Consider the following 20,197-nt stretch of genomic DNA (forward strand, 5'->3'; position numbering starts at 1 on the left):
GCGCCCGCCGATAATCCGACGGAACGCAAGCCCCCCGGAACACCTGCGGGCCCAGGCCCGTATCGAGTGGGATGGAGGGGTGCCGATGCGGTCCGCCGCGCAACGGATCCTGGTCGTGATCGCCGTCTCGATCACCGCCCTGTCATCGGCCGCCGCGGCGGACGCGGCGGCCGTCCGGGCGACCCGGCCCAGGCCCACCTCTTATGGGACGGTCGAGATCCGGCGGGGCGAGTTCTACACCACCCCCAACGGCACCCGCATCGGGTGGGGCCCCCTCGGTTCCCTGCGGGTCCTGGACCCGGTCGGGAAGGGCGACGACTACTGCGTCTGGAGCGCCCACCACGGCACCCGCCGCACCCGCCCCTACCTGGAGGTGGAACGGGGCGGCCGCACCCCCCTCCCCACCCGGAACGCCGTGGTCCTGCTGCAGGACCGCAAGACCCGGATCGGCCTGCTGACCCGCGGCAAGAAATTGACCAGGGTCCGCGTCTTCCTGCCCCGGGCCGATTTCCGCCATCCCAAGACGCTCCGTCATTTCACCCCCCGGAAGGACGCCTATTACCAGAGCACCCCCACGTGCGCCCTGGTCCGCACCGGGACCCTGGCCGAGCACACCTGACGCCGCACGGTCGGCCCTCCGGCGTCCGCCGCCGGATGTCAAAGGTCCGACTCGGTTCCGCGGCCCCCGAAGCGCACCCAGGTGTGCAGCAGGAGCAGCATCTCGATCCGGCGCGCGGGGTCGGTCAGCGCGTCCCCGAACATCTCCTCCAGCCGCCGGATCCGGTAACGGACCGTCTGCTCGTGCACCAGCAGCCGTTCGGCCGCGGCCACCGCGTTGTCGCGGTTCTCCATGTAGGTGAGCAGGGTGAGCGCCAGCGGCTCGCGGCGGTGCGGGGGCAGCTCCATCAGCGGCGCCAGCCGTTCCTCCAGCGCCACGTTGATCAGCTCCTCGCTCATCGCGGCCACCAGCGTGGGGATGTGGTCCAGGCAGCGCACCGGTCCCCTCTCCCGGATGACGCCGCGCTCCACCAGGTTCAGGGCGTGCCGGGCCCACCGCAGCGACAACGCCCCCCGGGTGATCGGCACGGTCGGGCCGATGGCGGCGGCGCACCCGCGGACCAGCGACGCGATCATCCGGTCCTGGCCCGGGCCGTCCGGATCCGGGACGACCAGGAACGGGGCGGGGCCGTGCCAGTCGGCCAGGATCGACGGCGGCATCACCGGCGCCGGATGCCCCAGCGGCGGGCGCACCGCCACCAGGGCGATCGTGCGCGGCGGCTCCCAGCGCGCCGAGCGGGCCAGCTCGGCGATCGCCTCCCGGCTGGCCGGCGGGTCCACGATCAGCAGGTCGCGCAGCCGCCAGCGGGACCGCTCCCGCTCGGTGACGACCTGCTCCTGCGCGGCGGCGTACCCCTGCGCCGCGGCCCCGGCCAGCTTCTCCAGGAACACGAACAACGACTCGGTGAGCTGCCCGAGCACGTCCAGCGACCAGTTCAGCCGCCGGGCGTCCCGGATGAAGCGGCGGCAGGCGACCTGGCCGCTCACCCGGATGGCCGTCTGCAGCCCGTCCAGGCTGCGGCCCTTGCGCGCCTCATAGGCGCCGATGCCGGCGTAGATCTCCGTCAGCTCCGTCCAGTCGAAGTCGGGACGCCCCATGGCGTCCACGAACTGCCGGACGGTCTCCCGCACCGTCCACTTCATCCGCCGGCCGTACGTGCTGTCGGCCGGGCGGGCGTACTCGGGGACCTGGCCTCGGATCTCCTGCACCATCTCCTCGGCCGCGGCCTCCAGGTAGGGGCGCAGCGGGTCGGCGAGCTCGGCCGGGACCTCGGCGAGCGGCGGATCTACGGCGGCGGGGACTTTGCCCATGCGGACCCTCCTGGTGACGTGAGTCGCATGTGGCGCCGATAGCGCTCAGCGTTCGCAGTTCACACAACGAGTCATGACGAGGTAAGTGTCTGAAGTGAGCCCGATCGGGAGCGTCGTTGTTCATTACCTCACAAGAATGTGAATTCCGGAATCTTCGGGCATGGTTGCTCCATACTCGCCTGCCCGGTATTGCCGTTGACCGGGAGCGGTCAACGATGCAGTGGAATGTCCGGTCCGTCGGTTAGGGTCCTCACATGGGACGGAGCAATGCCGAGGTGGCGGAACTGCTGCTGGAGTATGCCGACCTGTTCGCCATGGACGGGGGCGACGCCATACGGGTCCGCAGCTACCGGAAGGCCGCCGAGGCCATCGCCGCCCACCCCGGCGATCTGGCCGCCGTCGACGTGCGCACCATCCCCGGCGTCGGCGAGGCCATCGCCGCCAAGGTCGAAGAGGCGCTGCGCCACGGCACGTTCCGCCGGCTCGAGGAGCTGCGCGCCAAGATCCCCGCAGGCGCCCGCAGTCTCCTGGCCGTCCCCGGACTCGGCCCTCGACGGGCCCTCCGCCTCCATGCCGAACTGGGCGTCGACTCCCCCCGCGCCCTGGCCGCCGCCATCGAACAGGGCCGCCTGGACGGCGTGCGCGGGTTCGGACCCAAGACCCGCCGGGACCTGCTGGAGGCCATCGCCGCCCTGTGACGGCGTGCACCGCCGAAACGATCAGCGACATCCGCCATGCCCATGACCCCGACCGAGGACCCGGGCGCCGAGGACTTCGCCCGGCTGGCGGACCCGTTCCGCCGGGAGCTGACGGCGCACTGCTACCGAATGCTCGGTTCGGTGCACGACGCCGAGGACCTGGTTCAGGAGACCTACCTGCGCGCCTGGCGGGCCTATGACCGGTTCGAAGGGCGCTCCTCGCTGCGCGCCTGGCTGCATCGGATCGCCACCCGCGTGTGCCTGACCGCCCTGGAGGGCAGGGCGCGACGACCGATGCCCACCGGCCTGGGCGGTCCCGGCGACCCCGACGAGGGGCCGGTGAGACGGCACGAGACGCCCTGGCTGGAACCGGCGCCGGACGCGCTGGTGGAGGCCGGGGAGGACGACCCCGCCGCGGTCGTGCTCTCCCGGGAGAGCATCCGGCTGGCGTTCGTGGCCGCCCTGCAGCACCTGCCGCCCCGGCAGCAGGCCGTGCTGATCCTGCGGGACGTGCTCGGCTGGCGGGCCGCCGAGGTCGCCGAGACCGTGGGCGTCAGCACCGCCGCCGTCAACAGCCTCCTGCAGCGCGCCCGCGACCGGATCGCCACGGCCGCCCCGCGCGAGGAGGACGTCACCGGCCCGTCGACCGCCGAACAGCGCGATCTGCTCGACCGGTACATGGCGGCGTTCGAGGCCAAGGACGTCGCGGCCATCGTCGCGCTGTTCACCGACGACGCGATATGGGAGATGCCGCCCTTCCTCACCTGGTACGCCGGCCGCGACGCCATCGCCCGCCACCTCGCCCGGGTGTGCCCGGCCCGCCCCGGCGACCTGCGGCTGCTGCGGATCTCGGCGAACGGCCAGCCCGGCGTGGCCCAGTACCTGCGCGACCCCGCCGCCGGCGTCTTCCGCCCGTTCAACCTGCAGGTGCTGACCCTCACCCCCGCGGGCCGCATCGGCCACTGCGCGACGTTCCTGGACACCCGCCTGTTCGCGATCTTCGACCTGCCGCAGACCCTGCCCGCGCGGTCCCGATGAGCACCGGACTGTCCCTGCTGGAACGGGCGGTCGGCTACGCCCTCGGCGGCCTCCGCGCGGTGACGCCCGAGGCCCTGTCCCGCCCGACCCCCTGCCGCGGCTGGAGCCTGCGCACCCTGCTCGCCCATATGAACGACTCCCTGCAGGCCCTGTGCGAGGCCGCCGACCTGGGCCGGGTGGACCTCGCCCCGACCGCCGACCTCGCGGGCGATCCGGTGACCGCCCTCCGCGAGCGGGCCTCCCGCCTCCTCGGCGCCTGGACCGCCGCTCCCGCCCGCGACGACATCGCCATCGCCGGCCTGTCGCTGGCCGCGCCTCTCGTCGCCGTCGCCGGGGCCCTGGAGATCACCGTGCACGGCTGGGACGTGGCCCGGGCCTGCGGGGCCGACCACCCCATCCCCGTCTCCCTGGCCGCGGACCTCCTCCCGCTGGCCTCGATCCTGGTCGCCGAGGAGGACCGTCCCGGCCGGTTCGCCCCGCCGCTGCCCCCGCCGCCCGACGCCACCGCGGCCGACCGGCTGCTGGCCTTCCTCGGCCGCGCCCCCTCCTGACCGGCGATCCGTCCCGGAGCGTCGGAAGGACGGGGAGGCCGAGGAGGCCGGGACGGCCGGGGAGCCGGAGAAGGACGCGCCCTCATCCGCCCGGGGCGGAGGCGGGACGCTCCGCCCGCCGGCGGGCCCGGAGACGCTCTCGCTGGGGCCGCACGGTGTAGACCGGGTCGCGGGCGGAGTCCACGCCGGCGTGGAAGACCCCGAACCGGGTCAGCGCCGAACCGGTCAACAACGCGACGCCCGCCAGCGCGCTCGGCAGACGGCGCCGGGGAGCGGCCGCCGCGGCGGCGGTGGCGGCGAGGGTCAGCCCCTCGGCGGCTCGCAGGAGCCGGCCGCCCCTCCCGGCCCGGTAGGGACGGGCGACCAGGCCCAGCCGGCGGCGGATCAGCGTCGCGGCGGTCAGCTCCGTCGCGGCGCCGGCGAGCGACAGCAGGCGGGCGGGACCGCTCTCGGCGGGCGGGACGGTCAGCAGGCCCAGCCCTCCGGCGGCCGCGGCGGCGGAGCCGGCGAACAGGAACGGCAGCTCGCGGTGGGCCTCGTGCCAGGCGGGGACGGCGGTGTCGGCGATCAGCACGGCGGTGTAGGCGGCGACGGCCGGGCCCAGGACGGCGGCGGCCGTGCCGGCCGCCCGGCCCAGCCGGGGGAGACGGCCGGTGAGGGTGGACAGCGCCGCCGCGCCCGCCAGGGGGCCGTAGGCCGCCAGCAGCCACGAGCCGACGCTCATGGGGGAGGTGGGCTTGGCGACGCGGAGCATGTTGCCGAACCGGGCGGGACGCCCCAGATCGTGGACGAGGGCGGCCGTCGACAGGCCCACCGCCCCCACGGCGGCGACCTGGGCGTTGCGGGCCAGCACCGGGCGGCCGGTCCACGAGGCGCCCGCCGCCAGCGCCGACGACGCCCCCGCCAGCCCGCCGAGGAAGAAATAGCCCGCGATGTCCAGCGACCGCCACACCGGCGGCTTGAGGACGGGCCTGCCGTAGTAGGAGGCGAACTCCGCGGCGGGGACCGTCGGACGCTCCCCGCCCGCCTCGCGGCGCCGTCGCGGGCTCATCGGCGCCGCCCCGTCAGACAGGCGAGGACGGCCGCCCCCAGCAGCCCCGCGGCGGCGACGGCCGCATGCCGCCACATCGACGGCAGATCACGGGTGGTCACCACCGGGTCCGGCGGCAACCCGTACACCTCGGGCTCGTCCAGCAGCAGGAAGAACGCGCCCGCCCCGCCCACCCCGTCGTCGGGGTCGGCCCCGTACAGCCGGGCCTGCCGCACCCCGGCCTCCTGCAGGGCCGCCAGCCGGGAGGCGGCGCGCTCCCGCAGCTCCTCCACCGGCCCGTACTGGATGGACTCGGTGGGGCAGGCCTTGGCGCAGGCCGGCTCCAGCCCGGTGGAGATGCGGTCGTAGCACAGCGTGCACTTCCAGGCCCGCCCGTCGCCCCTGCGCTGGTCGATCACCCCGTACGGGCAGGCGGGGATGCAGTAGCCGCAGCCGTTGCAGACGTCCTCCTGCACCACCACCGTGCCGAACTCCGTCCGGAACAGCGCGCCGGTGGGGCACACGTCCAGGCAGGCGGCGTGCGTGCAGTGCTTGCACACGTCCGAGGCCATCAGCCAGCGCAGCTCGCCCTCCTCCCGGCCCGGCGTCGCGGCGCCCTGCGGGGAGGGCTCGCCCCCCTCGCCGCCCGGACCCGCCGGGACCGGCCCGCGCCGCTCGACGAACGCCACATGCCGCCAGGTGGACGCCCCCAGCCCCGCCGTGTTGTCGTACGACATGCCGGTGAGCTCCATGCCGTCCTCGGGGATGGCGTTCCACTCCTTGCACGCCACCTCGCACGCCTTGCAGCCGATGCACACCGAGGTGTCGGTGAAGAAGCCCATCCGCGGCGGCGGATCCGCATACCCGGTGTCGGCGGCGGGGTCGCTCACATCTGCCTCCCGGTCTGCTCGTCGATCCCGGCGCGCCGCCGGTACTCCTCCACCAGCTCCCGCAGCGCGCGCCCGCGCGGGCGGCGGCCCGGACGGATGTCGCACGCCAGCGCCTTGACCTCCTGAATGTGGACGTTGGGGTCCAGCGCGATGTGGGCCAGCTCGTTGGCGGCGTCCCCGGTGGTGAGGCCGTTGGGCCCCCAGTGGTAGGGCAGCCCGATCTGGTGCAGCCACCGCCCCTGCACCCTCAGGGGCTTCATCCGCTCGGTCACCAGGACCCGGGCCTCGATGGCGCTGCGGGCGGTGATGACGGTCGCCCAGCCCAGATGCTCCAGCCCGCGCTCCCGCGCCAGCTCCGGCGACACCTCGCAGAAGAACTCCGGCTGCAGCTCCGACAGACGGGGCAGCCAGCGCGACATCCCGCCCGCCGTGTGATGCTCGGTCAGCCGGTACGTCGTCGCCACGTAAGGGAACACCTGCGCGCCCCGCTCCCCGTCGGATGGCTGGAAGTGCTCCCGCCCCGGAGGCGGCAGCGACCGGACGGGATTGCGCCGCTGCCCGTACAACGGGTTGGCGAACGGCGACTCCTGTGGCTCGTAGTGCGCGGGCAGCGGCCCGTCCACCAGTCCCGACGGTGCATACAGCCATGCTTTCCCGTCGGCCTGCATGATGAACGCGTCCGTCCCCGACAACGCCTCCGGGCCGGTGGCGTCGGGCGGGGGCTCGTGGTCCGGCGGGGTGGCGGGATCGAAGTCGGGCACGTCCGGCCCGACCCAGCGGCGCCGCGACTCGTCCCAGCGCAGATAGGCCTTGCGTTCGCTCCACGGACGTCCGGCCGGGTCGGCCGAGGCCCGGTTGTAGAGGATGCGGCGGTTCATCGGCCACGCCCAGCCCCATTCGGCCGCCACCCAGTCCTGCTCGCTCCCGGGCCGCCGGCGGTCGGCCTGGTTGACCCCGTCCGCGTAGACCCCGCAGTAGATCCAGCATCCGCAGGAGGTGGACCCGTCCGGCCTGAGCTCCAGGTAGGACGACAGCGGCCGGCCCGCGGCGTCCCGCCCGTTGATCTCGGCGAGCACCGCCTCCGCGTCCGGCTCCCCGTGCCGACCCTCGGTGGGATAGTCCCAGGTCAACTCCAGGACCGGCCGGTCCATCTCCACATCGTCCAGGCCGTGCCGCTCCCGGTAGGCGGGGTCGGCGAGCTTGGCCCGGATCCGCCGCCCCAGCTCGAAGGCGAACCACAGGTCGCTGCGCGCGTCCCCGGCGGGCTCGACCGCCTGCCGGTGCCACTGCAGCAGCCGCTGGGTGTTGGTGAAGCTGCCGGACTTCTCGGTGTGCGCGGCGGCGGGCAGGAAGAACACCTCGGTGCCGATGTCCTCGGTGCGCAGCTCACCGGTCTCGATCTCCGGCCCGTCCTTCCACCAGGTCGCCGACTCGATCAGCGAGAAGTCCCGCACCACCAGCCAGTCCAGCTTCGCCATCCCCAGCCGCTGCAGCCGGGCGTTGGCCGACCCGACCGCCGGGTTCTCGCCCAGCAGGAAGTAGCCCTTGCAGACCCCGTCGAGCTGCGCCAGCACCGTCCGGTACGTGCCGTGGTCGCCGGTCAGCCGGGGCAGGTGGTCGAAGCAGAAGTCGTTGTCGGCGTTCGCCGCCTCGCCCCACCAGGCCTTCAGCAGGCTCACCAGGTAGGAGCGCATGTTGCCCCAGTGGCCCTTGCGGACGGTCTCGGCCCGCAGGTACTCCTCCAGGTCCCGGCCGCGGTCCGCGTGCGGCATCGGCAGATAGCCCGGCAGCAGGTTGAACAGCGTGGGGATGTCCGTCGACCCCTGGATGGAGGCGTGGCCGCGCAGCGCGAGGATGCCGCCGCCCGGCCGCCCGATGTTGCCCAGCAGCGTCTGCAGGATCGCGGCCGTGCGGATGTACTGCACGCCGACCGTGTGCTGCGTCCAGCCCACCGAGTAGACGAACGCGGTGGTGCGCTCCCGGCCGGAGTTCTCCGTGATCAGCTCGCAGACCTTCGCGAACGTCTCCTGAGGGATGCCGCAGATCCGCTCCACCGTCTCCGGCGTGTACCGGGCGAAGTGCCGCCGGAGGATCTGGAACACGCAGCGCGGATGCCGCAGCGTCTCGTCGGTGCGGATGCGCATCGGCCCGGCGGACACCTCCGCCCCGCCCGAGCCGTGCTTCTCGCCGCGCGCCGCCCCGCGGACCCGGTCCCGTTCCTCCGGCCGCATCTCCTGCAGTCCGGACGGGGCGGACACCTCCGCGTCCTCGTACCGCCAGCTGCTGAAGTCATAGGCCCGGCGTCGGGGATCCAGCCCGGAGAACACCCCGTCCAGGTCCTCGGTGTCGCGGAACTCCTCACTGACGATGGTGGCGGCGTTGGTGTAGGCCAGCACGTACTCGCGGAAGTACTTCTCGTTCTCCAGCACGTGGCGGATCAGCCCGCCCAGGAACGCGATGTCGGACCCGGCCCGCAGCGGCACGTGCAGGTCGGCCATGGCGCTGGTGCGGGTGAACCGCGGATCCACGTGGATCACCGTCGCGCCGCGGGCCTTGGCCTCCATCACCCACTGGAACCCGACCGGATGGCACTCGGCCATGTTCGAGCCCTCGATGACGATGCAGTCGGCGTTGCGCAGGTCCTGCTGGAACGTCGTGGCGCCGCCGCGTCCGAAGCTGGTCCCCAGACCGGGGACGGTGGAGGAGTGTCATATCCGCGCCTGGTTCTCGATCTGGATGGCGCCCAGCGCGGTGAACAGCTTCTTGATGAGGTAGTTCTCCTCGTTGTCCAGCGTGGCCCCGCCCAGGCTGGCGAACCCGAGGGTGCGCCGCACTCGGCGGCCCTCGTCGTCGGTCCACTGCCAGCCGTCCCGCCGCGCCTTGATCACCCGGTCGGCGATCATGTCCATCGCGGTGTCGAGATCCAGGCGCTCCCACTCGGTGCCGTGCGGCCTGCGGTACAGCACCCGCGTCTCCCGGGCCGGGCCGGTGGTGAGCTGGAGGGTGGCCGACCCCTTGGGGCACAGCCGGCCCCGTGAGATCGGCGAATCGGGATCGCCCTCGATCTGGACGACCTTGCCGTCGCGGACGTAGACGTTCTGCCCGCAGCCCACCGCGCAGTACGGGCAGATCGACTTGACGACCCGGTCGGCGTCGGCGGTGCGCGGGCGCAGCCGGTCGGTGGCCGCGCTGCGCGCGGCCGCCCCGCGCCCCGTCCGGTCGGCGCCGGTGAGCTGACGCCACACCGGCCACCGGCCGAGAAGGTCGCCCCACCCCATGTCCGCCGCTCTACCCGCCGCGCCGTCTCCTATGCCTCCTCCCCGGCCTCGCCTCCGGACGCCGGGCGCGCGCCGCGGAAGGACCGTAGACTGCGGACCCGTTCGATCATCGAATGGAGTCCGGGGTATATGCGCTGGTCCCAGCTTTTCGCGCCGACACTGCGGCAGGACCCGGCCGACGCGGACGCGGCGAGCCACCGGCTGCTGCTGCGCGCCGGCTTCGTGCGCCGGCTGGCGGCGGGCCATCATGCCCTGCTGCCGCCCGCCGTCCGGGTCAGAAGCAAGATCATCGAGGTGATCCGGGAGGAGATGACCCGGATCGGCGGGCAGGAGCTCGCGCTGCCCGCGATGCACCCGGCCGAGCTGTGGCGGCGGAGCGGACGGTGGGAGACGACGGGGGAGGAGACGTTCCGCCTCGCCGACCGCCGGGGAGCGGAGCTGGCGTTGGGCGCGACCCACGAGGAGGTCGCCGCCCGGCTGGCCGACGAGCTGGGCTCCTACCGGCGGCTGCCGCAGATCTGGTACCAGTTCCGGACGGCGTTCCGCGACGAGCCGCGGCCCAGGGGCGGGCTGATCCGGCCCCGTGAGTTCACCCTGCACGACTCCTACAGCCTGGATGTGGACTTCGCCGGGCTGGACCGGACGTTCGCGGTGCACGATCTGGCGTATCTGCGGATCTTCGACCGGCTCGGCGTCCCCGTCGTCGCCGTGGAGGCCGTCGACGGCGCGATCGGCGAGGACGAGGCGACGGCGTTCCTGTGCCCGACCCCGGCCGGCGAGGACCGGATGGTGCGGTGCCCCTCCTGCGAGTACGCCGCCGACCCCGCGAAGGCGACCTCGCGTCTGGACCCGGTGCCGGACGGGCCCGGCCTGCCGGCCCCCGAACGGTTCGACACCCCGCACGTCCGCACCATCGACGAGCTCGCCGTCCGGCACGGCGTGCCCGCCGAACGCCAGATCAAGACCCTGGTGTACGTGCTGGACGACCGGCTCACCCTGGTGCTGACCCGCGGCGACCACGCCCTGGCGGAGCGCAAGCTCGGCATCGCGAGCGGCGCGCGGACGATCCGCCCCGCCCGGCCCGAGGAGATCGTCGCGGCGCTCGGCGCGAACCCCGGCAGCCTCGGCGCGGTCGCCTCCACGCTGCCGTCCGGCGAGCCCCTCCCGGTGCTGGCGGACGAGGCGCTGCGCGGCCGACGCGACATGACCACCGGCGCCAACGTCGACGGCGTCCATGTGCGCGGGGTGGACGTCGAACGGGACATCGCCGTGACCCGGTGGGCGGATCTGCGGGAGGTGACGGCGGGGGAGCCGTGCCCCCGCTGCGGTGCGGCGCTGGAGGTGCGGGCCGCGATCGAGGTCGGCCGCCTCGTCAGGGTCGGCCGGCGCGTCACCGAGGCGCTGGGGGTGAAGGTCCTCCGGGCCGACGGCGGGCAGACGGTGCCGGTCATGGGCGCCTACCGGATCGGGATCGACCAGACGATGGCCGCGATCGTGGAGACGCACCACGACGACGCCGGGATCGTCTGGCCCGCCGAGGTCGCTCCGTTCCGCTTCGCGGTGGTCCTGCTCGACCCCCGCGACGAGCGGGTCCGCCGGGTCGCCGAACGCCTCCACGAGGCGCTCGGACCGGAGTCGATCCTGGACGACCGCGACGAACGGCCGGGCGCCAAGTTCACCGACGCCGAGCTGGTCGGGATCCCCTACCGGGTCACCGTCGGCAAGCGGGGCGTGAACGCCGGAACGGTGGAGATCAAGGACCGCGCCACCGGAGAGACCGCCACGGTCCCGATCGAGGAGGCGGCCGACCGCCTGGCCGCGCTCCGTCCCTGATCCCCTCGGCGGAGGCGGGACGGGCGGCCCTCGCCCCGCCGGCGGGGGTCAGCTCCGCTGCCCGTCCTCGGGCGGGAGGTCCTCCAGCAGGTCGTCGAACTCGCCGTCCTTCACGCCGGCGACGAACGCCTCCCACTCGGCCTCGGTGAAGTACAGCGTGGGACCGTCCGGATCGGCGGCGTTCCGCATCGTGACCGCCTGGGAGCCGGGAGGGAAGATCTTGTTGTCCTTGCGGTGCTCGTCGGGGACATCGGCGGCGTCGATGAACTCGATGATCACCCTGTCGGCGGCTTCCTGCTCACTCACGCGCATGCCTTCCCTTCATCACGAACGGTGCACACGCCATGCTAGGGCGTGGTGTCGGTCGCCGCCTCCTTTTGACGTCACGGCCCCTCGACCGAGGTCGATGGCCGACTCGGCCGCCGATGCGCCGCGCGCCCGGGGCGGTTGCGCGTCGCCCATCGCGACGCCCCGACTTCTCCCTCACCGCTGCCGAACGTCAGAGCCGAACGTCAGAACGTCGCGACGGGAGCCCGGCGACCGCCTCACGGATCTTCCGGCGCTCATGAAGCGTGACCCGAGCGCACGAGCGCCGGTGCTCGCCGTGCCCGACGCGCTCCCCTGGGCACGGCACTCCGCTTCACCCGGTCTGTCGTCGGAGGGACGACGGCGGCCCGAGGCGGGACGCCTCGGGCCGGTCGCGGAAGACGCCCTCGATGAGCCGGGCGAGGGGGCGCCCGGGCCCGGCGGGAGCCGGGTCAGCCCTTGAGGGCGTAGCGGATGGGCAGGTGCTTGAGCCCGCCCACGAAGGTCGTGGCGATCAGCCGAGGTTCGCCGGCGAGCTCGATCGACTCCAGCCGGGGGAGCAGTTCCTCGAAGAAGATGCGGACCTCCATCTTGGCCAGGCGGACGCCCAGGCAGTAGTGCACGCCGAAACCGAACGCCAGGTGCTTGTTGGGGTCGCGGCCCACGTCGAAGCGGAACGGATCGTCGAAGACCTCCTCGTCCCGGTTGGCCGACGGATAGGACAGCAGCACCGACTGGCCCTCGGCGATGCGCACGCCGCGGATCTCGGTGTCGGCGGCCGCGGTGCGGGTGAACTGCTTGACCGGGGTGACCCAGCGGATCATCTCCTCCACGGCCGACGGCATCAGCGACGGGTCGGCCTTCAGGCGGGCGAGCTGGTCGGGATGCTCGATGAGCGCGTGCAGCCCGCCCGCGATGGCCGAACCGGTGGTGTCGTGCCCGGCGGTGGCGATGATCGTGTAGTAGGAGGCGGTGTGGACGGTCGACAGCGGCTTCCCGTCCACCCGCGCGTTGGCGATCACCGAGGCCAGGTCCTCGGTCGGGTTGGCGCGGCGCGATGCGGTCAGGGCGTTGAAGTACTCGAAGAAGTCCACGATCGCCGCCGCCGTGTCCGCGGGGGTGTCGCCCCGCTGCAGCTCGGCGTCGGCGCCGCCGAACAGCTCCTGGGTGAGCGTGAGCATCCGGCCGTAGTCGGACTCGGGCAGCCCGAGCACCGACAGGATCACATACAGCGGGAACTGCGCCGCGATGTCGGTGACGAAGTCGCACTCGCCGCCGAGCTCGGCCATCCGGTCGACATGGCGCCTGGCCAGTTCCCGGATGCGCCCCTCCAGCCGTCGCAGCGAGCGGGGCTTGAACCAGTCGGCGGTGATCGCCCGCATCTTCTTGTGCTCGGGGTCGTCCATGTGGACCAGCGTCCGCAGCTCCATGCCCTGCTCGCGCTGCCGCCGCTGCAGCTCCTCCAGCTCGGCCGTCATCAGCATGGGGCGGGGCGCGCTGAGGAACAGCTCGTTGTCGCGTTCGATCTCCAGCACGTCCTCGTGCTTGGTGATCGCCCAGAACGGGCGGTAACCCGGCGCCTCGACCCAGTGCACCGGATCCTCCCGGCGCAGCAGGGCGAGCGCCTCGTGCAGCCTCGCCTCGTCGGTATAGGCGGTCGGGTCGGCCAGTGCCCGTCCCGCCTCCTGGACCGTCATGGTCGTGCTCATCGGCCGCCTTTCCGGAGAAGGACCGCGTGCCGGACGCCGGGCCGTGGCGCGGAACGCGGCCGGGGGCAAGGGGATCGGGACGGGGCCGGGACCGACCGCTCGGGGCGGAGCGGTCGGTCCCGGCCCCGTCGATGACGGAATCCGTCGCCAACGGGACAGTGGAATTCGATTCGGCCGATGTCAAGGGACCTTCGTCCCCCTGTCAAAGCGGCTGTGGCGGACGAGGGCGGACGTCGAGTGAAGCCGCAGGCCGCGGGCGGGTCCGCCGGCTCCGCCGGGCGCCGGTCGACCGTGCGCGGCCGGGCGGGAGGCCTCCGGTCAGCGGGCGATGCGCCAGGCGGCCAGACGGGCCAGCCACAGCGGGGAGACGGCCGAGGCGGCGGCCAGCAGCCTGGTCTGGGCGCCGACGACGCGATGCGGGGAACGCAACGGAAAGCCGCGTTCATGGACCACGCGCCAGGCCGCGGCGGCGACCTGCTCGGGGGTGAGCCGCACCCCCAGGCGCCTGACGCTCGATGCGCCCCGCACGTCCCGCAGGCCCATGTCGGTGGCCACGAACAGCGGGATCAGGCTCCGCACCCGGATGCCCTCCGCGCGCCACTCCAGCTCCAGGGCCTCGGTGAGCGACTTGACCGCCGACTTGGTGGCGCCGTAGGTGGCGAGCGCGGGCTGACCGTACAGGGCCGAGGCCGAGCACAGGTTGAGCAGCATGCCCCGGGAGCGCTTGAGGTGGGCGTGACCCGCCAGGGCCCCGTGCACCACGCCCAGCACGTTCACCTCCACCATGCGGCGGTGGGCGGCGGCGTCGATCTCGGAGAACGGTCCGGAGGACAGCACTCCCGCGTTGTTGACCAGGACGTCCAGTCCGCCGTCGCCGCAGAAGTCGCCGAGCGCCGCGCGCCAGTGCGCTTCGTCCCGGACGTCCAGCCGTCCCGAGACCGCGTGGGGCCGTCCGCCCGCGGCCTCGGCCACGGCGTCGACGTCCACGTCGTACATGCCGACCCGCCAGCCGCGGGCCAGGAACAGCTCGGCGATCGCCCGGCCGATGCCGCGGGCGGCACCGGTGACGAGGATGCTGCGCATGGTCCTCCTGCCGGGGAAATCGGGTGACCCGGTGGTCATGGTCGCAGAGGGGGTGCGCGGTGTCGACGGCCTCTGAGACGTACTGCCGCGGCCGTTCGAGGCCGCCCGGGCGGCTCTGGAGGAGATCATGGGCGCGCCGGGGCGTACGACTGCACGGGGACCTTCCTCGGCAAGGCCTTCAACGAGGGCGAGGCCGAAGGCGAGGCCGGGAGGCCAAGGCTCTGGTGAGGTTCCCGGAGGCTCGGGGCCTGGAGGTCTCTGCGGAGGTCCGGGAGCGGATCAGGGGCTGCACCGACCTTGATCTGTTGGAGCGGTGGATCGGCCGGGCGGCGGTGGTGGAGTCGGCCGGGCAGGTGTTCGACTGAACCGAGCGGAGCGCGATCTCGCCGCCGGGACGGGGCGGAACGCGACGGGGCTCCGAAGCCGGTCGGCTCCGGAGCCCCGCACGGAGGGCGGTTCCGCGGTCAGGCGGGGATGAGGTCGCGTTCCCGCCGGGGGTCCTCCTCCTCGCGGATGCCGTAGCGGCGGTAGAGGCGGGCCAGCGGGCCGGGCGCCCACCAGTTGGCCCTGCCCAGCAGGCGCATCGCGGCGGGCACCAGCAGCAGGCGCACCACGGTGGCGTCCAGGGCGATGGCGATCGCCATGCCCACGCCGATCAGCTTGATGAAGGACACGCCGGAGGTGGCCATCGCCCCGATCGCCACCATCAGCAGCAGCGCGGCCCCGGTGATGACGGCGCCGGTGCGCTGCACCCCGGCGGCCACGGCGGCGGTGTTGTCGCCGGTCAGGTCGTACTGTTCGCGGACCCGCGACAGCAGGAACACCTCGTAGTCCATCGACACCCCGAACAGCAGCAACAGCATCAGGATCGGCATGGCGGGGGCGATGGTGCCGGTCGCGGTGAAGTCCAGCAGTCCCGACAGGTGGCCGTCCTGGAAGATCCACACCACCGCGCCGAACGCGGCGGCCAGCGACAGCAGGTTGACCGCGATCGCCTTGACGGGCAGCACCACCGAGCCGAACGCCAGGAACAGCAGCACGAAGATGGCCGTCCCCACCGCCAGCGCCACCCGGGGCAGCGTGTCGGCGAGGCTGTCGAGCTGGTCGATCACCGTGGCGGTGGCGCCGCCGACGTAGATCGTGGTGCCGGGCGGGGCGGGCATCTGCCGGATCCGTTCGACCAGGTCGCGGGCGGCGTCGGACTGCACGTCCCCTTCGAAGGTCAGCGCGATGCGGGAGACCTCGGCGCTCTGGCCGGTGACGGTCGCGCCGGTCACCCCGGGCACCTGACGCAGCCGCTCGGCGAGGGCGGCCGGGTCGGTGCGGCCCTCGACCACCACGTCGATGGGGCTGGTGGCGTTACCGGGGAAGTCGCGTTCCAGGATCTGGCCGGCGACCCTGACCTCGGCGCCCTCCGGCAGCACCCGGGTGTCGACTCCGCCCCAGCTGATGTGCAGGAAGGGCGCCCCGATGGCCAGCAGCAGGGCGACGGCGGCCGCCGCGGACAGCACCGGGCGCCGCATCACCGCGTTCGCCGCCCGGTGCCAGCCGCCGCGGGCCGGCTCCACGGCGGGGTCGGCGACGCGGCGGCGCAGCGACAGGGCGTTGACGCGCGGGCCGAGCACGGCCAGCGTCGCGGGCAGCACGGTGAGCGCGACCACCATGTCGACCAGCACGGTGGCCACTCCGCCGTAGCCCATCGACTTCAGGAAGATCTGCGGGAACAGGATCAGGCCGCCCATGGAGATGGCCACCGTGATCCCGGAGATCAGCACGGTGCGTCCGGCGGTGGCCATGGTCGCGCCCAGCGCGTCCTCGACCGTCGGGGCGCGCCGCAGCTCCTCACGGAATCTGGCGACCATGAACAGCCCGTAGTCGATGGCCAGTCCCAGCCCCAGGAACGTGGCGACGTTGACCGCGAAGATCGACAGGTCGGTGGCCAGCGCGATGGCGTGCAGCACGGTGAAGGTGCCGAGGATGGCCGTCATCCCGGTCAGCAGCGGCAGCGCGGCGGCGGCCAGCCCGCCGAAGATCACCACCAGCAGCACCAGCAGGATCGGCAGGGACAGCATCTCGGCCCGGGCGATGTCCTCTGAGACCCGCTCGTTGACGGTGACCGTGGTGGGCACCGCGCCGCCGACCGTGACCTTCAACCCTTCGGCGCGGGTCAGGTCGTCCCTGATCGCCTTGTAGTTCTCCTCCCGCTGCGCGGTGTCCTCCCCGGCCAGCCGCAGCACGGCGTAGGTGGTGGTGCGGTCGGCGCTGACGAACTGCGGGGAGCCGGTGGAGTAGTAGGTCAGGGACGAGGCGACCCGGTCGGGCGGCAGCGCGGCCACGGCGTCGGTGACGGCCTTCCGCACGGCCGGATCGTCGACGGTGCGGCCGGCCCGGTCGGTGTAGAGCACCACGACGTCGGCCTCGCCGCGGGGCAGCGCCCGTTCGGCCACCTCGATCGCCCGGGCGCTTTCGCTGTCGGGGGTGGCGAAGCCGTCGGCGGAGGTCATGGCCCCGAACACGCCGGTGCCCCAGACCATCGAGAAGATCACCGCGGCCAGCGCCGTCGCCAGTACGAGCCATCGCCGCCGATAGGTGAAGCGGCCCCAGCGTTCCAGCATCGCCTTCTCCAGTCCCCGCCCCGCTGGACGGTTAACGATGGTCGCTACGGTGAAAAGCGTTAACTGCTATGCATGTAAACCTTCGCATACGGCGTTAACTTCCGTCAACGGTGTTTGTGCGGAATCATGCAGGGAGCCGGGCCGGAAGGGAGGGGGACGCCATGGCCGAGACCAGGCGCGATCGACTGCGGGCGGCGACCGTCGAGGAGATCATCCGGACCGCTCGCAGGCTGCTGGTCGAGCAGGGTCAGGACGCGGTGACCCTGCGGGCGATCGCCCGCGAGATGGGCATGACCGCCCCCGCCCTCTACCGCTACTTCGACAGCCACCAGGAGCTGCTCACCCGGCTCGTCGGCGATCTGTTCAACGAGCTGACCGACGTGCTGGGGGAGGCCCTGTGCACGGTGTCGCCCGACGACCTGGCCGGCAAGTTCCTGGTCGTCGCCCGGGAGTTCCGCCGCTGGGCGCTGGCGCATGAGCGCGAATACGCCCTGCTGTTCGGCAATCCGGTGCCCGGGCTGGACATCGACCGGGACGACTTCGTCGCCGAGTGCGGACGGCGGTTCGGCCGGGTGTTCATGACGCTGTTCCTGGAGCTGTGGAGCAAGAGCCCCTTCCCGGTCCGCTCCGATGAGGAGATCGACCCGAGCCTGCGGCGGCAGCTGGCGCGCTATCGCGACGCGATGAGCGTCTCGCTGCCGCTGGGGGCGATACTCGTCTTCATCCAGTGCTGGGTGCGGCTGCAGGGCAGCGTCAGCCTGGAGGTCCTGGGGCATCTGGGCTTCGCCCTGGACGACCCCGCCCCGTTGTTCGAACTGATGCTCGCCGACCTGGCGCCCCAGCTGGGCCTGCGCTACAGCCCGCCCGAGCGGTAGCCGGGGCCCGTCGTCGTCCCGACGGAGGCCCGGCGGCGCGGCGACGGCCGGCGGGAGGACCGCGCCCCCGAGTGCGGCACGCCTTCCTGCCGGGCGGGATCGGCCGGATCCCCTGACCGTCGTCGGGCGGGAGCGGGGCCGACCCGGCGACGGCGTCCCCGCCCGTTCCCGAGGACGGGCCCGGGGCCGACATGCGACGGCGGCGGCCCCGCAGGGCGCGGGGCCGCCGCCGGACGGCGCGGATCGGTCCGCCGTGTGACGCGGATCAGTAGGTGGGCAGGCTCGGGTCGATCTGGTTGATCCAGGCCAGGATGCCGCCGCCGACGTGGACCGCGTCGCTGAAGCCGGCCTTCTTGACCACCGCCAGGGCCTCCGCCGAGCGGGCGCCCGACTTGCAGTGCAGGACGATCTTCTTGTCCTGCGGGAGCTTCTCCAGCGCCGAGCCGTCGAGGAACTCGCCCTTGGGGATCAGCGTGGCGCCCGGGATGGAGACGATCTCGTGCTCGTTGGGCTCCCGCACGTCCACCAGGAAGATGTCCTCGCCGCGGTCCTGCATGGCCTTCAGGTCGTGCACCGAGATGGTGGAGTCCTTGACGGCCTCGCTGGCCTCGTCCGAGAGGGTGCCGCAGAAGGCCTGGTAGTCCGGCAGCAGCTCGGTGATGGTGGGGTTCTTGCCGCACAGCGCGCACTCGGGGTCCTTGCGGACCTTGACCGAGCGGTAGGTCATCTCCAGGGCGTCGTAGATCATCAACCGGCCGACCAGCGGCTCGCCGATCCCGGTGATGACCTTGATGGCCTCGTTGACCTGGATGGAGCCGATGGAGGCGCACAGCACGCCCAGCACCCCGCCCTCGGCGCAGGAGGGCACCATGCCCGGCGGCGGCGGCTCGGGGTACAGGCAGCGGTAGCAGGGACCGTGCTCGGCCCAGAACACGCTGGCCTGGCCGTCGAACCGGTAGATCGACCCCCACACGTACGGCTTGCCGAGCAGCACCGCGGCGTCGTTGACCATGTACCGGGTGGCGAAGTTGTCGGTGCCGTCCACGATCAGGTCGTAACCGGAGAAGATCTCCATCACGTTGTCGCGGTCCAGCGCGACGTTGTGCACCACCACGTTGATCAACGGGTTGATCTCGCGCACGGTGTCGGCGGCGGACTCCGCCTTGGGCTTGCCCAGCGAGGACTGCCGGTGGATCACCTGGCGCTGCAGGTTGGACTCGTCGACCACGTCGAAGTCGATGATGCCCAGCGTCCCCACCCCGGCGGCGGCCAGGTACATCAGGGCGGGGGACCCCAGGCCGCCGGCGCCCACGCACAGCACCTTGGCGTTCTTGAGGCGCTTCTGACCGGCCATCCCGACGTCCGGGATGATCAGATGCCGCGAGTAGCGGTTGACCTCTTCACGGGTGAGCTCCGCAGCGGGCTCGACCAGAGGGGGCAACGACACGGTGGTGCTCCTGTGCTCGGCCTCGGTGGCTGACTGACCGGGACGCCCCACTGAGGCGACCCGTCACTGCACAACCTTGCCATGGCCTTCGCCATTCCCGAACGCGGGGTGTTGCGAGCATGAAGCGGCCGATTGCGGGCATCGACCGAGGGCTCGACAAGAGGAAACGGATCGATGCGGCAACGGCGTACGGCTCCCCGGAGCCGCCGCCCGGGACCGACGGGCGCGCCGAGCCGGCGCCGGCCGCGCGCCGGGCGGGCCGCGGGGCGCCCGCCGGACACCGGGAGGCCCGGAGATCCGCATCGCACGAGGCCGCCCGCATCCGCGGCCGGTCCGGTCGTCGGATCGACGGGCGGGCCGCGCGCGGCGGCGCGCGGACGCCGAGGAGGCACGTGATGGGACTGCTCGACAAGCTCAAGAACCGGACCCGGCAGCTCAAGGGCCGGGGCAAGGAAGAGGCCGGCCGGGCCGCCGACGATCCGCGCCTGGAAGGCGAGGGAAAGGCCGACCGGGCCGCCGGAGGGGTCAAACAGGCGGGCGAGCGCGCCAAGGACGCCGCCCGCGATATCAAGCGCTCGTTCGAATGACCCCGATGGCCGTTTTTCGCGCATGACCGCGAGATGCGTTCCGTGCTCGTCCCTTGTGCGTCTTCCCGCTCGTTCCCGCTCGTTCCCGCTCGTTCTCGCCCGTTCCCGTTCGGCCCGTCCGTTCCTCCTCCGCTCCCCGTCCGTTTCGGGGGCGGGGAGGGCCGGTCCCCGTCGGCGACGGGCCCGCGGCCCCGGACGGCCCGTCGCTTCGGCGGTCCGTCCGGGGCCGGCGAGGCGTCATCCCTCGGGACGGCCAGCATGCTGGGACACGGCGAAATGGGGTATTTCGGCCATTATTTGGGAACGGTGCCGAGCGGTCGTTCGTTGTCCGTCACGCGATAAGGCCGATCGATGACCGGATCGCGTCCGCGTCGGACGCCGGGGGCGA

17 protein-coding genes are annotated in these 20,197 nt (G+C 73.0%); 8 read left to right on the forward strand and 9 right to left on the reverse strand.

Features of this window, described 5'->3' with window-relative positions; genetic code table 11:
* Positions 1-85: 85 nt before the first annotated feature.
* The gene (locus EIO00_RS02165) at positions 86-619 is read left to right on the forward strand and encodes a hypothetical protein (RefSeq protein ID WP_140175188.1); all 534 of its coding nucleotides are present in this window, start codon (positions 86-88) and stop codon (positions 617-619) included.
* A 38-nt stretch (positions 620-657) separates the two neighbouring features.
* Here the strand turns inward: EIO00_RS02165 and EIO00_RS02170 are convergent, their stop codons facing one another.
* The gene (locus EIO00_RS02170; RefSeq protein WP_140175189.1) at positions 658-1,869 is read right to left on the reverse strand and encodes a PucR-like N-terminal domain-containing protein; all 1,212 of its coding nucleotides are present in this window, start codon (positions 1,867-1,869) and stop codon (positions 658-660) included.
* A 254-nt stretch (positions 1,870-2,123) separates the two neighbouring features.
* Here EIO00_RS02170 and EIO00_RS02175 point away from each other — a divergent pair, with 254 nt between their 5' ends.
* From EIO00_RS02175 to EIO00_RS02185, 3 genes are read left to right on the forward strand one after another with little or no spacing between them, the layout of a single operon-like run.
* Complete coding sequence (locus EIO00_RS02175) at positions 2,124-2,567, forward strand: helix-hairpin-helix domain-containing protein (protein ID WP_140175190.1); 444 nt, start codon at positions 2,124-2,126, stop codon at positions 2,565-2,567.
* Between the two features lie 36 nt (positions 2,568-2,603).
* Positions 2,604-3,605 (forward strand): sigma-70 family RNA polymerase sigma factor, encoded by a 1,002-nt coding sequence (locus EIO00_RS02180; RefSeq protein WP_140175191.1) that lies wholly within the window; start codon positions 2,604-2,606, stop codon positions 3,603-3,605.
* Complete coding sequence (locus tag EIO00_RS02185; RefSeq protein WP_140175192.1) at positions 3,602-4,156, forward strand: TIGR03086 family metal-binding protein; 555 nt, start codon at positions 3,602-3,604, stop codon at positions 4,154-4,156. Before EIO00_RS02180 ends, EIO00_RS02185 begins: the two co-directional genes overlap by 4 nt.
* An 82-nt stretch (positions 4,157-4,238) precedes the next feature.
* Here EIO00_RS02185 and nrfD read toward each other — a convergent pair whose 3' ends face one another.
* The 3 genes from nrfD to fdh are packed head-to-tail and all read right to left on the reverse strand — an operon-like array spanning position 4,239 to position 9,354.
* Positions 4,239-5,207, reverse strand: coding sequence for an NrfD/PsrC family molybdoenzyme membrane anchor subunit (nrfD, locus tag EIO00_RS02190; protein WP_140175193.1), 969 nt, complete (start codon positions 5,205-5,207; stop codon positions 4,239-4,241).
* A complete protein-coding gene (locus EIO00_RS02195) occupies positions 5,204-6,028 on the reverse strand; it encodes a 4Fe-4S dicluster domain-containing protein (protein WP_140175399.1) in 825 nt (274 codons plus the stop codon). Before EIO00_RS02195 ends, nrfD begins: the two co-directional genes overlap by 4 nt.
* A gap of 44 nt (positions 6,029-6,072) precedes the next feature.
* A complete protein-coding gene (gene fdh / locus EIO00_RS02200; RefSeq protein WP_175596096.1) occupies positions 6,073-9,354 on the reverse strand; it encodes a formate dehydrogenase in 3,282 nt (1,093 codons plus the stop codon).
* A gap of 129 nt (positions 9,355-9,483) precedes the next feature.
* Here fdh and EIO00_RS02210 point away from each other — a divergent pair, with 129 nt between their 5' ends.
* A complete protein-coding gene (locus EIO00_RS02210) occupies positions 9,484-11,187 on the forward strand; it encodes a proline--tRNA ligase (RefSeq protein WP_140175196.1) in 1,704 nt (567 codons plus the stop codon).
* A 48-nt stretch (positions 11,188-11,235) separates the two neighbouring features.
* Here EIO00_RS02210 and EIO00_RS02215 read toward each other — a convergent pair whose 3' ends face one another.
* From EIO00_RS02215 to EIO00_RS02225, 3 genes are all read right to left on the reverse strand, one after another.
* Positions 11,236-11,499, reverse strand: coding sequence for a DUF397 domain-containing protein (locus EIO00_RS02215; protein ID WP_175596097.1), 264 nt, complete (start codon positions 11,497-11,499; stop codon positions 11,236-11,238).
* 446 nt (positions 11,500-11,945) lie between these two features.
* Entirely contained in the window at positions 11,946-13,202 is a 1,257-nt protein-coding gene (locus tag EIO00_RS02220) for a cytochrome P450 (protein ID WP_140175198.1), read from the reverse strand.
* 318 nt (positions 13,203-13,520) lie between these two features.
* The gene (locus EIO00_RS02225; RefSeq protein WP_140175199.1) at positions 13,521-14,285 is read right to left on the reverse strand and encodes an SDR family oxidoreductase; all 765 of its coding nucleotides are present in this window, start codon (positions 14,283-14,285) and stop codon (positions 13,521-13,523) included.
* Between the two features lie 224 nt (positions 14,286-14,509).
* Here EIO00_RS02225 and EIO00_RS02230 point away from each other — a divergent pair, with 224 nt between their 5' ends.
* The gene (locus EIO00_RS02230) at positions 14,510-14,650 is read left to right on the forward strand and encodes a hypothetical protein (RefSeq protein ID WP_206664012.1); all 141 of its coding nucleotides are present in this window, start codon (positions 14,510-14,512) and stop codon (positions 14,648-14,650) included.
* Between the two features lie 99 nt (positions 14,651-14,749).
* Here EIO00_RS02230 and EIO00_RS02235 read toward each other — a convergent pair whose 3' ends face one another.
* Positions 14,750-16,900, reverse strand: a complete 2,151-nt coding sequence (locus EIO00_RS02235) for an MMPL family transporter (RefSeq protein ID WP_140175200.1) — start codon at positions 16,898-16,900, stop codon at positions 14,750-14,752.
* Positions 16,901-17,061: 161 nt separating this feature from the next.
* Between EIO00_RS02235 and EIO00_RS02240 the strand changes: the two genes are divergently transcribed.
* Positions 17,062-17,775: a TetR/AcrR family transcriptional regulator gene (locus EIO00_RS02240; protein ID WP_140175201.1), complete on the forward strand. Its 714-nt coding sequence runs from the start codon at positions 17,062-17,064 to the stop codon at positions 17,773-17,775.
* 265 nt (positions 17,776-18,040) lie between these two features.
* Here the strand turns inward: EIO00_RS02240 and moeZ are convergent, their stop codons facing one another.
* Positions 18,041-19,222, reverse strand: a complete 1,182-nt coding sequence (moeZ, locus tag EIO00_RS02245) for an adenylyltransferase/sulfurtransferase MoeZ (RefSeq protein WP_140175202.1) — start codon at positions 19,220-19,222, stop codon at positions 18,041-18,043.
* A gap of 395 nt (positions 19,223-19,617) precedes the next feature.
* Here moeZ and EIO00_RS02250 point away from each other — a divergent pair, with 395 nt between their 5' ends.
* The gene (locus tag EIO00_RS02250; RefSeq protein WP_140175203.1) at positions 19,618-19,809 is read left to right on the forward strand and encodes a CsbD family protein; all 192 of its coding nucleotides are present in this window, start codon (positions 19,618-19,620) and stop codon (positions 19,807-19,809) included.
* Positions 19,810-20,197 lie beyond the last annotated feature (388 nt).

Origin of the sequence: Thermomonospora catenispora (assembly GCF_006363815.1) — a bacterium.
Lineage (GTDB): Bacteria > Actinomycetota > Actinomycetes > Streptosporangiales > Streptosporangiaceae > Thermomonospora > Thermomonospora catenispora.